The sequence below is a fragment of the Candidatus Halobonum tyrrellensis G22 genome, assembly GCF_000495475.1.
In the GTDB taxonomy this organism is placed as follows: Archaea; Halobacteriota; Halobacteria; order Halobacteriales; family Haloferacaceae; genus Halobonum; species Halobonum tyrrellense.
The window spans coordinates 25,647-38,121 of sequence record NZ_ASGZ01000033.1 but is presented as its reverse complement, the minus strand read 5'-3'; the positions used below and the strand labels follow the sequence as shown (position 1 = coordinate 38,121).

The window sequence follows — 12,475 nt, the reverse complement described above, 5'->3', positions numbered from 1 at the left end:
AGCGGGTCGTGAACAAACGCGAGTACTGCCAGCAGTGTCCCCACCTCGCCGCCCCGCCGGAGATGGCTTGCACCCACGAGGGAACCGCCATCGTGGAACTGCTCGACGGCGACGACGTCCGGGTTCGCGGCTGTCCCGTGGCCGCGCGGGGCGGGCCGGACTGAGCCGGCGACCGGCGACGCGGGGTTTACCCGCCCGGCGGCGCAACGCCCGGTATGCAGTTCTGCGACGACTGGTTCGCCGAGTAGTAGCTTCTAGCGGGCGTATCGGCCGTTCTCCCGGTGACTCCGACGGCGGTGACGGGGTGGGCGGTGCGTTTGCTCCGGAGTGGGCCGCGAACGTGCAGGGTGCAACGACGGCGGACTGGTCGAGGGATCGGGACGGGATGTGGACGGGGACCGGGAGCGACTTCGGGTTCGGAGCGTCCCGTTTCCCGTCGAGGAGGGGTGACGAGGCGGGCGTCACCGAACACCCAGTTCGCCCTGTTGTGTACGCCGAAGAGACGGTCGGAGCAGTCGTCGCCCCGGAGTCCGGTTCGGAGACGGGTTCGTCGTCTGATTTATCACTTCTGAGCTACCATTCGGCTAGTAACCCGTGACACACGAACTCGACGACCTCCGTCCGGTCGAACTCCTCTGGATCCTCTCGGAGGAGGGGGACCAGTCGTGGACCCGGAAGTCGTCGCTGCAAGCGGCACTCATCAGCATGTCCATGCGGGGCCTGATTAGGCCCGAGGGCGACGGCGAGGGGTTCCGTCCGACCGCGGACGCCCACCTCGACGAGGATGCGGACCTCCGTCCCTACGAGGTCGAGATCCGGGACGCGATCGTCGGGATCGACGACGGTGAACGCATGGTGAACGCGGTCTACGAGTACGACTTCGAGGCGGACCTGCGTCACAGGGGGTTCTACCGACGACGGGAGGAGCAGAAGAGCCTGCTGTTCGGCCTGATCACGTGGACGGAGACGGTGGGCGTTTCAACCGACCGGTGTGCGGCGGTACTAGACGAGTTGGACAGGGTGCGTGACGACCTGGCCGATGCGGTCGAACGGGGGCGAGTGCGTCCGGAACAGGTGCCGATGGTGTACGCCTTCCCGGACGCCGAGTTCAGCGGCGAGTTCGCGGCGCGGAGCGACGAACTCGTCGTGGACATCGAGGAGTTGAACGACGAGGGGGTGGCGGACATCGACGTCGACGAGATGGTCTCGGCCCCGTATCCGAGGGGGACGCTAGCAGCGTCGGGGAGTGCCGGGGGGATGGGGAGTCCGGCGACCTGCGCGACGGTCTCGGACTCTACCGCGGCGGACGCCGTCGCGGCGTGTGATACCGGTGTCGGCGTCGGCGATTTCGGTGACACGGGCGCCAGTGGCGGAGAGATGTAACTGTCTTCCCCGTCGGCCTTTATTCGTCGTAGCGATTCGTGCCGACCGGTGGTCGAAGACCGTTCGGCATGTCGGTTCCGACCGGGGTTCGAGTCCGGTGGACCGGTCGGATGGACAGACTTGACTCCGTCGACGGTCGTTGATACCCCATGGTCCAGTTCTGCGACGACTGCGGGTCGATGATGGTCTCCGAGGACGGCGCGATGGTGTGTACCTCCTGTGGCGCGACCGACGACCGCGACGAGGACCGCGCCGCGCAGTTCGTCTCGACGGAGGCGCAGACCGACGACGACGTGATAGAGACCGAGGAGGGCGCCAACTTCGAGGGGAAGCCCACCTCGTCCGACGTGCACTGCGAGAAGTGTGGTCACGGCGTCGCCTGGTACACGATCAAACAGACCGGCGCCGCGGACGAACCGCCGACGCGCTTCTTCAAGTGCACCGAGTGCGGGTACCGGTGGCGGGAGTACAACTGAGCGTCCGATAGTCACTTGTCGTCGCCCGTTCCATCGCGGACGTGTCCCTCCGCTCACGCCTCAGACCGTGGCACGGCCTGATGCTCGCCGTCTTCGTCGTCGGCTTCGCCGCCTCGGTGTGGCGCGACGACCCGGCCGTCGGGCCCGAACTCCTGGTCCCCACCATCAACGGCCTGTTCGCCGTCGTCCTCTTCCAGTTCACCGTCGGCAACGTCTGGGGGTACGCGGTGGAGTACCGCAACGCGGGCGGGCGGTGGAGCGACCTCCCCTTTCTCGCGCCGTTCGTCGCCGCGGCCGCGTGGGGGCTGTTCGCGTTCGTCGTGACGGAGTCGCCCGGCGCGGCGGCGTGGTCGGCGTTCTGGGGGTTCGTCGTCGTCGCCGCCGTCACCGCGCTGGTCGTCCAGTTGCTACTCGGCTACCGGGAGTCCGAATCGGAGTCCTCACAGCCGACCCGCTAACCACTCGCCGGCCGTCTCGCCCACCTTCCCGGCCTGCCCGACGAAGAAGTGGTCCGCGGACAGTTCGACCACGTCCGCGCCGCGGTCGCGCGCCCGTTCGACGACGGGTTCCCAGTCGGCGGTCGTGTCCCGGCTACCGTACACCACCTGTACGGGGCAGTCGACCCGGTCGAGCGCCGCCGCGGCGTCGAGGTCCTCGGCGAGGCGCGCCGTCGGCGCGAGCGCGCTCACCGCCGCCACGCTCACCTCCGCGGCCGCGAGCAGGGCGATACACCCGCCGAAGCTGAAGCCGAACAGGCCCACGCGGTCGTACCGTTCGCCGGCCCACCCGACCGCGTTGCGCGCGTCGGCGCGTTCGCCGTACCCCTCGTCCCAGTCGCCGTAGTCGAACCGGAGGCAGTCGACGCCCCGCGACCCAAGCGCGTCGCTCACGGCGCGGAGGCGTTCGTCGCCGCGGTGGCCGCGCTGCTGGGGGTGGGGCGGGCACGCGACGACGCAGGCGTCGGCTCCCGCCTCCGCACTCGTGGTCGCTCCGTCCCCCCTCTCCGACTCGTCCGCGCGGTCGAGCGTCGCGCGAACGTCCCGTCCGCCGGGGACGAGGACGGTCCCGCGCTCGGCGTCTCGGTCGCTCACGCCCCGGCGGTTCGGCCGCGACCCCCCTGAGCGCGTCGGTCGCGGCACCGCGTCGTCGCGCCGCCCGCCGTGGCTGGCCGTCTCGCGGGGGTGGCGCCGCCGGTCGTCCGGGTGAGATTTATACCTGGCGTTCGCTAGTCCCCATCCATGGGAGTCCTCTCTCGCGCCTCGTACGTCATCCGCTCGAAGGTGAACGCCCTCCTGAATCGAGCGGAGGACCCGACAGAGACGCTCGACTACAGCTACGAGCAGATGCGTGACGAACTCCAGGACGTCAAACAGGGGATCGCGGACCTCACCACCCAGAAGAAGCGCCTGGAGATCCAGAAGCGCCGGCTGGAGGAGAACGTCGAGAAGCACAACGAGCAGGCCCGCGAGGCGGTCCAGCAGGACCGCGAGGACCTCGCCCGGCGCGCGCTGGAGAAGAAGAAGTCGAAGATGAACCAGATCGAGGACCTGGAGGAGCAGATCCAGAAACTCCAGTCCACGCAGGACCGGCTGGTCGACAAGAAGGACGAACTCCAGGGCCGCATCGAGGAGTTCAAGACGAAGAAGGAGACGATGAAGGCGCGCTACGAGGCCGCGGAGGCGTCGACCCGCGTCTCGGAGGCGATGACGGGCGTCGGCGACGAGATGGAGGACGTGGGCCGCTCCATCGAACGCGCCGAGGAGCGCACCGAGGAGATGGAGGCGCGCTCGGAGGCGATGGACGAACTCCAGGACACCGGTGCGTTCGACGACGCGATGTCCGACGAGGACGAACTCGACCGCGAACTCTCGGCCGGCCGGACCGACCGCGAGGTGGACGCCGAACTGGAGACGCTCAAAGCGGAGTTCGGCACGTCCGACGCCGCGGCCGACGGCGATGGCGCGACAGACGCGGAGACCGACGTCGACGAGGCCGTTGAGGAGGCCGACGCCGAACCCACCGACGAGGAGGTCGAAGCCGAACTGGAGGAACTCAAAAGCGAGGAGAACGGCGGGTCGGGGTCGAACTGACGAACTGACCCGGCGCGCGCTCGCAGCCTCGTCACCCGCCTCCCGCCGCCCGTTCGGCCCCGCTCGCCGTCCGCTCGGTCCCGCTCGCCGCCCCTCCCGTCCGTCCCCGCTTTCCCTCCGTCCCGAAGTCGCCGCTCATTTGTCGCCCGACGGCGTAGCCCGCCCGTGAGCGCCGACGACGCGGAGAGCGACGTCCGTCCGGGCGACGCGACCGACGGGCAGGTCGGCCGGGAGCGGGCGGCGGAGTGGTTCCTGCTGACCGGGCGCCGACGGGTCGCCGCGGGGCTGATCGCGGCCGTGTTCTTCGCGGGAGTGCTCGCGGTCGCCCGGGTCGCCGGGGTGCCCGTCCGGACGCTCGTCGCCGAGAAGAACACGCTCTGGTGGGTGTTCTCGCCCATGATCGGCGCAGTCGTCACCGGGGTGACGCTCGTGATCACGATCAGCCAGCTCATCCTCTCGCAGGAACTCGGCTCGCTCGGCGACCAGCGCGAGCGGATGGAGGGGTCGATGGAGTTCCGCGACGACGCGAACCCGCGGCTCGACAGTCCGGTCGGCTCGGCGGACCCCGCGTCGTTCATGCGACAACTCCTCGACGGCGTGCGGGCGCGGGCCGACTCGCTCGGCGCCGCGGTCGCCGACGCCCCGGACACCGCGCTCCACGCCGAGGTCGACGAGTACGTCGACGCGGTCTCCGACGACGCGGCGCGCGCGAGCGAGGTGCTCGAAGACGCCACGTTCGGCGGGTTCGACGTGATGTACGGCGCGCTCACGTTCAACTACTCGTGGCGGCTGTATCAGGGTCGGCGGCTGGTCGCGCGCCACGGCGACGCGTTCGACTCGGAGACGCGCCGGCTACTCGACGAACTGCTCGGGCTGCTCCGACTGTTCGGGCCGGCGCGCGAGCACTTCAAGACGCTCTACTTCCAGTGGGAACTCGTCAACCTCTCGCGGGTGCTGCTGCTCTCGTCGGTGCCCGCGCTGTTCGTCGCGGTGACGGTCCAGTTGTTCGTGAACGGGTCGTCGTTCCCCGGGGCGCTCGTCGGCGTCGAGCGGCTGACGTGGGTGCTCGCGGCGGGCGTGACGGTCACGCTGCTCCCCTTCTTCCTCCTGTTGACGTACGTGATCCGCGTGGCGACGGTCACGAAGCGCACGCTCGCGATCGGACCGTTCGTCCTCCGGAACACCGACCGGGACCGGATCGACTGGGAGACGGACCCACAGACGGAGTCGGCGACGGAACCCGGCGCGGAGACGGACCCACAGACGGAGTCGGCGGAGCGAGAGTGACGTGAGACCGGCGCGACCCTCGGCGCCGCCCCGCGCTCCCGGCGCGGCTCAGGCCTCGCGCGCGCCCGTCCCCGGCCGGTCGAGTTCCGATAGCTCGACCCGGCCGCCGGGGAGCGGGACGCCGTCGTACGGGTCGTCGGCGAGCAGGAGGCTCCCGTCGAGGTCCGCGTAGTCCAAAAGCGGCGCGAGGTGACAGCCGGCGGCGATGGCGGCGTTCGTCTCGACCATACAGCCGAGCATCACCTCCAGCCCGTGTGCGCGCGCCGCGTGGACCATCCGCGTCGCCTCCAGCAGTCCGCCGCACTTCATCAGCTTCAGGTTCGCGATGTCACACCGGTCGGCGACCCGCGGGATGTCGGCGAGCGTCACGCAGGACTCGTCGGCCGCGATGGGGAGCGCCGACGCCTCGTAGGCGAACTTCAGCCCCTCGGGGTCGTCGGCGGGGACGGGCTGTTCGACGAACTCGACGCCCATCTCGGCGAGCCACTCGGTGTTGTGTGCGGTCTCCCTGGGCGTCCACGCCTCGTTGGCGTCCACGCGGAGGGTCGCGTCGGGCGCCTCCGCGCGGACCGCGGCCACGAGTTCGCGGTCGCGGTCGGTCCCCAGTTTCAGCTTGAGCGTGCCGTAGCCCGCCTCGACCGCCTCGCGGGTCTTCTCGCGGACGACGTCGGTGTCGTCGAGTCCGATCGTGAACGACGACTCGGGCGTCCGCGTCGGGTCGAGCCCCCACAGGCGGTACAGCGGCACGCCCAGCCGTTTCGCGGCGAGGTCGTGGAGCGCGATGCTGACCGCACAGCGGGCGGCGGGGTTGCGCTCGACCACCGCACGGGTTCGCCGCTCGACTTCCGCGAACGCGTGGGGGTCGCCCACGTCCTCGACTTCCGCGAGCAGGTCGGGCAACACCGCCTCGACGGTGGCGGCCGTCTCGCCGTAGTGGGCGGAGGGGGCGGCCGCGCCCACGCCGGTCGTCCCGTCGTCGTCGGTGATCTCGACCACGACGTTCTCGGCGGCGGTCTGGGTGCCGCGGGAGATGGTGAACGCGTGCTCGAGCGGGAGCGACACGCGCTCGAACTCGGTCGACAGGCTCACCGGAGCGCCCCCACCACGTCGCCGGCGTCGAACCGCACGAGGTCGGCCGCGGGCGCGCCGAGTCGCTCCGAGAAGTCCGCGACCGCCTCGCGGGCCGCGTCGTCGTCGTCGACACCCGAGGTGTTGAGCGCGCCCGCGACCACCTCCGTCCCGTGGACCGGCGCGGCGACCGACTCGTAGAGGTCGACGTACTCCTCGATGGGGGGGAGCGCGGTGTCCTCGTAGCCGTGGATCGCCTTCCGGCCCGCCTCGTGACAGAGCACGAGCGCGTCCGGCATCGCGCCGTGGAGGATGCCGCAGGTCACCGCGGAGTAGGCGGGGTGGACGATGGACGCCTGTCCCTCCACGATCAGGAGGTCGTGGTCGTCGCCCCGTTCGAGGACCATCTCCTCGACGGCGCCCGCGGTGAAGTCCGACACCACGCGGTCGACCGGGTTCCCCCACCCTTCGACCATGATCCCGGTCTGCCCCGTCGGCACCACGCACGCGTCGACGCCGGCCGCCTCGGCCGCCGCGGCGAGTTCCATCGTCGCGGTCATCTTCCCGACGCCGCAGTCGGTGCCGACGGTGAGCACCACGTCCGCGCTCACCTCGTCGGCGCGCCCCTCGGCGACGCCCAACCCCTCGTGCGGTTCGCGCACGTCGGTGAGGGTGACGCCGTGGTCGGCCGCGAGCGCCGCGAACTCCTCGTCGTCGTTGAGGAAGTAGTGGAGCCCCGCGGTCACGTCACAGCCCGCCTCGATGGCGGCGCGCACGTCGGGCCGCCACGACTCGTCGAACGCGCCGCCGATGGGCGAGATGCCGACGATCAGTTCGTCCACCTCCCCCTCCACGTCGCCGAACGAGCCGACGACGGGGGCGTCGCTCACGCCGGGGAGGTGGTCGGCGACCCGGTCGCCCGCCCGGTCGCGGTCGAGGACGGCGACGACGTCCTGGTCGCCGTAGCGGATGATGCCGTTCGCGGTTTTCGACCCGTCGGGGAACTTCTCGTGTGCGAGCAGGACGACGCGTTGGCTCATGCGCGCCGGGTTGGTGCCGGGGGGCTTAAATCGGTCCGCCGCGGTCGTTCCCGCCGATTGCCCCGGTGTCCGGCCGGTCGTCCCCCCGTCCGACCGCATCCGCCCCGTCCGGAGTCCGGTCACCGGTCCGGCCGTCGGAGATACCCCGCGCTGTTGCCGACTTCGAGGGGGATTACCGTGGCGCACGCGCTACCGCGGGTATGAGCGGCACGAGCGGCGACGGGATGCACCTCAACCTGTTTACCATGAACTCCGTCGAACACGTCTCGCCGGGGTCGTGGACCCACCCGGGCGACCGGTCGGCGGAGTATACCGACCGCGAGTACTGGACGGACGTGGCGCGGACGGCCGAGCGCGGCGGGTTCGCGGCGGTGTTCTTCGCGGACGTACGCGGGGTGTACGACGTGTACGGCGACGACCGCGGGACGGCGGTCGAGAAGGCGGTCCAGACGCCGTCGAACGACCCGGGCTACCTGGTGCCCGCGATGGCGGAGGTGACCGACTCGCTGGGGTTCGCGGTCACCAAGTCGACCACCTACACCCACCCGTACCAACTCGCGCGGGAGCTGTCGACGCTCGACCACCTCACCGACGGGCGGGTCGCGTTCAACGTCGTCACCTCGTATCTCGAATCCGCGGCGGCGAACCTCGGGCTCGACGGGCGGATGGACAAGGGGACCCGCTACGACCGCGCCGACGAGTTCATGGACGTCTGTTACGCGCTCTGGGAGGAGTCGTGGGACGACGACGCGGTGGTCCGCGACGCCGAACGCGGCGTCTACACGCGGCCCGACGGGGTCCACGCCGTCGACCACGAGGGGGAGTTCTTCGACGTGCCCGGCCCGCACGGCTGCGAGCCGTCGCCCCAGCGGACGCCCGTCGTCTTCCAGGCCGGTTCGTCCGACCGCGGGCGCGACTTCGCGGCCGCGAACGCGGAGGCGGTGTTCTGCTCGCAGCCCACCGAGGCGGGCGTCCGCGAGTACATGGAGGACCTGCGGGGGCGGGCGGCCGACTTGGGGCGGGACCCCGACTCGCTGGCGTTCTTCCCCGGAATCGTCCCCGTCGTCGCCGAGACGGACGCGGCCGCCGAGGAGAAGTACGAGCGGCTGACGGCGAGCGTCGACGTGGAGGCGACGCTCGCGCTGCTGTCGGGCTTTCTCGACATGGATCTGTCGGAACTCGACCCGGACCAGCGGATCGAACACATCGAGACCGACGCCATCCAGGGGACGATGAACGCGTTCACGACCTCCGACCCGGACCGCGAGTGGACCGTCCGGGAGGTGGCGGAGTTCTCGGGGCTGGGCACCACCTCGCCCGTCGTCGTCGGGTCGCCCGAGACGGTCGCGGACGAACTCGCCCACTGGTACGAGGAGGTGGGCGTCGACGGGTTCAACGTCAAGGAGGTGGTGCGGACGGGGAGCCTCGACGACTTCGTCGACCTGGTGTCGCCGGAACTCCGCGAGCGGGGGCTGCTCGCCGACCCGGCGGGCGGGACGCTCCGCGAGCGACTGTTCGGCGGCGGCCCCCGTCTCCCCGCGGACCACCCCGGCCGGTCGTGAGCGGGGGACCGACCCGCGATTGAGCACGTGCCAACACCCGTACGCCCTCCGGCATCCGACGCCGGCGGCGCCACGGTTAAGTGGTCGGGAGCACTGTCTGCAAGTGACGCTTCGTCTGGAGGGCCGGAGCGTCAGCGGGGACCAATTCGAGGGGGCACCGTGCCGCACTCTCTTTCGCGGCACGTGCCCTCTTTCGTTCCTACACTCGATTCGACCCGCGAGCGCTCGCCACTCGTCGAGGTCCGACTCCACCGCGACGACCGTCCGATTCCACCGCGAGCGCCGCCGACGGTCGGGTAGCCGTCCCGACTGCCGAGCGCCGGCGCTCGGCGGTCGGGAGATGGGAGGGGGAGGACGGACACGTCGAGGACGCCAGCGTTCCGCGACGGCCGCGACGCCGTTACGACTCGGTCGGAGGCCGGAGGAGGATGCCGTCGAGCATCGCCACGGCCGCGAGTGCGGACCCGACGGACCCCGCGACGCTGAACGGGACGGACAACAGCAGCGTCGCACACGCCGACACCACCATCAGGAGACCCATCACGAGCAGTCGGAGGTCGGGCCGCGCGAGCGGTTCGAGCGGGAGCACGCTAATTACATCTCATTACGAACCCGTATAGCTTACGCCCGCCCGACAGGTCCCCGTCGACGGGCGGAGCGGAAGCGATAGGGGCGGTGCGGCGCGACTGGGGGCGTGCCCCACCTTCAGTTCGACACCACCGCCGACCCGACCGCCGCGGGGAAGGAGTCGTTCGCGGCGGCCGTCACCGACCACTACACCGACCACATGGAGACCACCGCGGGCCACGTCGCGGTCACGGTCCGCGACCGCGACCCCGCGGACCTCCACCTCGGGCGTGCGGTCGACGGACCGCTCGCGTTTCTCGACGCCGACGTGCGCGAGGGCCGGCCGTTCGAGTTGAAGCGGGCGTTCGCGCTCGCGGCGATGGAGGAGGTAGTGGAACGGTGGGGTGTGCCCGAACCGAACGTGAAGGTGACGTTCACTGAACACGCGGGCGAGGAGATGATGGGGTACGACCGGGTCGGCGGGTCGTGGGGGGACGACGGGGAGTAGCGAGCGAGGAGCCGACAGGGAGAGAAAGAGGGAAGTAACGGAGCGGAGCCGAGAGGGAGAACGAAAGAGGGAGAGCGCGGGGGGAGCGGACGCGCGTCGGCCCGCCTCGGTCGGCTACCGCAGCCCGGGTCGGCCCCGAGACCGGGGCCGCCTCACCAGAGGACGACGGGCCAGACGAACTGGAACAGCAGCCAGATGAGTCCGGTGAGCACCACGGTCATCAGCAGGTTGAGGACGATGCCCGCACGCATCATCTGCTCCTGTTTGAGGTAGCCGCTGCCGAAGACGATGGCGTTCGGCGGCGTCGCGACCGGGAGCGCGAACGCGAAACTCGCCGCGATGGCGCCGCTGGTCGCGAGAAACACCGCGGCGGCGACCTCCGGGAGGCCCAGCGTGGTCGAGAAGACGCCGCCGACGCCGATGAGCAGCGGGATGATGATCGCGGAGGTAGCGGTGTTCGACGTCATCTCGGTGAGGAAGATGATCAGGAGGACGACCGACGCGACGACGACGACGATCGGGACGTCCGTGAGCGAACTGAACACGATGTCCGCGATCCACTCGGTCGCGCCGGTGGATTCGAGCGCGCCCGCCAGCGAGATCCCCCCGCCGAACAGGAGGATCGTCCCCCAGTCGATGTCGACGAGTTCGTCCCACTCCATCGTGTCCGCGAGCACGAGCGCCGGGATCGCGGCCAGTCCCACCATCACGTAGTAGAGCACGCCCTGGTGGCCCTCGACGCCGCCGACGCCCATCCCCGACCCGCCGAAGAGGGTGACCGCCACCGCGTCGGGGAAGTACCCCCCGATCAGGTCGCCGAACCCGCCGACCACCCAGAGGGTGGCCGTGACGGTGAAGATGACCGCGACCCGGCGGCCACGTTTGTCGAGGCTCCCCTCCTCGGCGAGGTAGCGCTCGGCCTCCTCGCGGGCGCCCTCGACGTCGGAGACCTCCGGCGGGTACAGCCGGTGGGTGAGGAGGTACCAGATGATCGGCAGCGTCACGACGACGACCGGGAGCCCGATGGCGAGCCACTGGCCGAAGCTGATGTTGTAGTCGAGCAGTTCGTTGAGTTGGGTGGCGAGGATCGCGTTCGGGGGCGTGCCGATCAGCGTGCCGACGCCGCCGACGCTGGCGGCGTAGGCGGTGCCGAGCAGCATCGACACCTGGAGGTTGCTGAACCCGTCGTCGGTCCCCAGCCCCGAGACGCCGCCGGAGGCGGGGGCGGCACCGCCGTCGGCGGCCACGTCGGAGTCGACCTCGTCGGCGGACGCGGAGGCGGCCTGGACGCCCTCGCTGCCGATCACCTGCGTGAGGACGCCCAGGGCGATGGGGGTCATCATCGCGGTCGTCGCGGTGTTCGACACCCACATCGAGAGGAACGCGGTCGCGAGCATCACCGCGCCGACGAGCCGTTCGGGCGAGGTGCCCATCCGCGCCATCAGCCACAGCGCGATCCGGCGGTCGATGTCGTACTTCTGGAGCGCGTTCGCGAGCATGAACCCGGCGATGAACAGGAAGATGAGGTGGTCGGCGAACCCGACGAGTGCGACGTCGAGGTCGGCGTACACCCCCAGTGCGGTCAACACGAACGGGATCGATATCGCGGTCACCGCCAGCGGCAGTGCGCCCGTCACCCACAGCAGGCCGGCGAAGAACATGGTGGCGAACGCGTACTGCCCGCGGACGCTGAGACCGGCGGGGTTCGGCGCGAGCGCGATCGCGGCCGCCCCGACCACCGCGACCGCGAAGAGGACGATACGGCTCGTCGACTCACCCATACGGCTCTGTATCATTGATACACGGGTTTCGTTCGGGGGGTGATACTTAACGATTTTCTTCGGGATACACGGACGATACCGTACGGCACGGGCGTTCTCTCGGGAGCGCCGTCGAACGCGTCGCGGGGTGTCGGTCGCCGGGCGGCTAGAACCGTTCGACGAGCGTCTCGACCTGTTCGGCGTCGAGTTCCGCGGCGTACAGGTCCAGCAACTGCTCGCGGCGGGCGGCCGACAGCGCACGGGTGCCGTTTTCGAGCATCGAGACGTGCGCCTGCAACAGGTCGTCCACCTCGCGTTCGACGCCGCGCTGTTCGTACCCCGCGGCGACGCGGAGCAGTCGCCACGCGAGCGGCGACACCTGACCCACGTCGACCTCCCGCTGTGTCCCCATCCGTCGGCGGAAGCTATCGGTCGACCGGGATAAATCACCGTGGTCGCGCGCCCGCGGGTGCCGTGTCGGGTTCGCGACCCCGCGCCGCCGGGGATCCGTCGGTCCGATAGGGGGTTCGAACCGCGGTCCGAGCGAGCTCCCTCCCCGCTTGGAACCGCTCCGCTCGAACCACTGCGAGGGAAGGGATTCGAACCCTCGAACTCCTGAGAGAGCGGATCTTAAGTCCGCCGCCTTTGGCCAGGCTCGGCCACCCTCGCGCGGGTCGGCGTTCTCGCTCGGCGGGCTTGCCCGTTTCGTTTTCCCGACCCCGCCGGCCTACCAG

13 protein-coding genes and 1 tRNA gene are annotated in these 12,475 nt (G+C 70.4%); 7 read left to right on the top strand and 7 right to left on the bottom strand.

Annotation, left to right across the window (positions count from 1 at the left end):
- Positions 1-594 precede the first annotated feature (594 nt).
- The 3 genes from K933_RS10225 to K933_RS10215 all read left to right on the top strand — a co-directional run bounded on the left by K933_RS10225 (position 595) and on the right by K933_RS10215 (position 2,317).
- On the top strand, positions 595-1,383 hold the full coding sequence (locus K933_RS10225) for a hypothetical protein (protein ID WP_023394657.1): 789 nt from the start codon (positions 595-597) through the stop codon (positions 1,381-1,383).
- Positions 1,384-1,532: 149 nt separating this feature from the next.
- Positions 1,533-1,859 carry a transcription factor S gene (locus tag K933_RS10220; RefSeq protein WP_023394656.1) on the top strand — a complete coding sequence of 109 codons (327 nt, stop codon included), beginning with the start codon at positions 1,533-1,535 and terminating at the stop codon, positions 1,857-1,859.
- 41 nt (positions 1,860-1,900) lie between these two features.
- Positions 1,901-2,317, top strand: coding sequence for a hypothetical protein (locus tag K933_RS10215; RefSeq protein WP_235063440.1), 417 nt, complete (start codon positions 1,901-1,903; stop codon positions 2,315-2,317).
- Here K933_RS10215 and K933_RS10210 read toward each other — a convergent pair.
- The gene (locus K933_RS10210) at positions 2,300-2,950 is read right to left on the bottom strand and encodes a dienelactone hydrolase family protein (RefSeq protein ID WP_023394654.1); all 651 of its coding nucleotides are present in this window, start codon (positions 2,948-2,950) and stop codon (positions 2,300-2,302) included. The two genes, K933_RS10215 and K933_RS10210, sit on opposite strands and share 18 nt — an antisense overlap.
- A 147-nt stretch (positions 2,951-3,097) precedes the next feature.
- Between K933_RS10210 and K933_RS10205 the strand changes: the two genes are divergently transcribed.
- Together K933_RS10205 and K933_RS10200 are read left to right on the top strand one after the other, a co-directional pair.
- Entirely contained in the window at positions 3,098-3,949 is an 852-nt protein-coding gene (locus K933_RS10205; protein WP_023394653.1) for a PspA/IM30 family protein, read from the top strand.
- A 165-nt stretch (positions 3,950-4,114) separates the two neighbouring features.
- Positions 4,115-5,236: a hypothetical protein gene (locus K933_RS10200; protein WP_023394652.1), complete on the top strand. Its 1,122-nt coding sequence runs from the start codon at positions 4,115-4,117 to the stop codon at positions 5,234-5,236.
- A 48-nt stretch (positions 5,237-5,284) separates the two neighbouring features.
- Here the strand turns inward: K933_RS10200 and K933_RS10195 are convergent, their stop codons facing one another.
- Positions 5,285-6,325 (bottom strand): dipeptide epimerase, encoded by a 1,041-nt coding sequence (locus K933_RS10195; protein WP_023394651.1) that lies wholly within the window; start codon positions 6,323-6,325, stop codon positions 5,285-5,287.
- Entirely contained in the window at positions 6,322-7,344 is a 1,023-nt protein-coding gene (locus K933_RS10190; RefSeq protein ID WP_023394650.1) for a DUF1611 domain-containing protein, read from the bottom strand. The genes K933_RS10195 and K933_RS10190 overlap by 4 nt, the downstream gene beginning before the upstream one ends.
- Positions 7,345-7,544: 200 nt before the next feature.
- Between K933_RS10190 and K933_RS10185 the strand changes: the two genes are divergently transcribed.
- Positions 7,545-8,906 (top strand): LLM class flavin-dependent oxidoreductase, encoded by a 1,362-nt coding sequence (locus tag K933_RS10185; protein WP_023394649.1) that lies wholly within the window; start codon positions 7,545-7,547, stop codon positions 8,904-8,906.
- A gap of 400 nt (positions 8,907-9,306) precedes the next feature.
- On the opposite strand, the gene K933_RS10180 is transcribed toward K933_RS10185, so the two are convergent.
- Positions 9,307-9,495, bottom strand: a complete 189-nt coding sequence (locus K933_RS10180) for a hypothetical protein (protein WP_023394648.1) — start codon at positions 9,493-9,495, stop codon at positions 9,307-9,309.
- A gap of 105 nt (positions 9,496-9,600) precedes the next feature.
- Between K933_RS10180 and K933_RS10175 the strand changes: the two genes are divergently transcribed.
- Positions 9,601-9,981, top strand: coding sequence for a tautomerase family protein (locus K933_RS10175; RefSeq protein ID WP_023394647.1), 381 nt, complete (start codon positions 9,601-9,603; stop codon positions 9,979-9,981).
- Positions 9,982-10,133: 152 nt separating this feature from the next.
- Here the strand turns inward: K933_RS10175 and K933_RS10170 are convergent, their stop codons facing one another.
- From K933_RS10170 to K933_RS10160, 3 genes are all read right to left on the bottom strand, one after another.
- A complete protein-coding gene (locus tag K933_RS10170; RefSeq protein ID WP_023394646.1) occupies positions 10,134-11,777 on the bottom strand; it encodes an SLC13 family permease in 1,644 nt (547 codons plus the stop codon).
- Between the two features lie 130 nt (positions 11,778-11,907).
- Positions 11,908-12,153: a hypothetical protein gene (locus tag K933_RS10165; RefSeq protein WP_023394645.1), complete on the bottom strand. Its 246-nt coding sequence runs from the start codon at positions 12,151-12,153 to the stop codon at positions 11,908-11,910.
- Between the two features lie 172 nt (positions 12,154-12,325).
- Positions 12,326-12,410: transfer RNA gene (locus K933_RS10160), tRNA-Leu, on the bottom strand.
- Positions 12,411-12,475 lie beyond the last annotated feature (65 nt).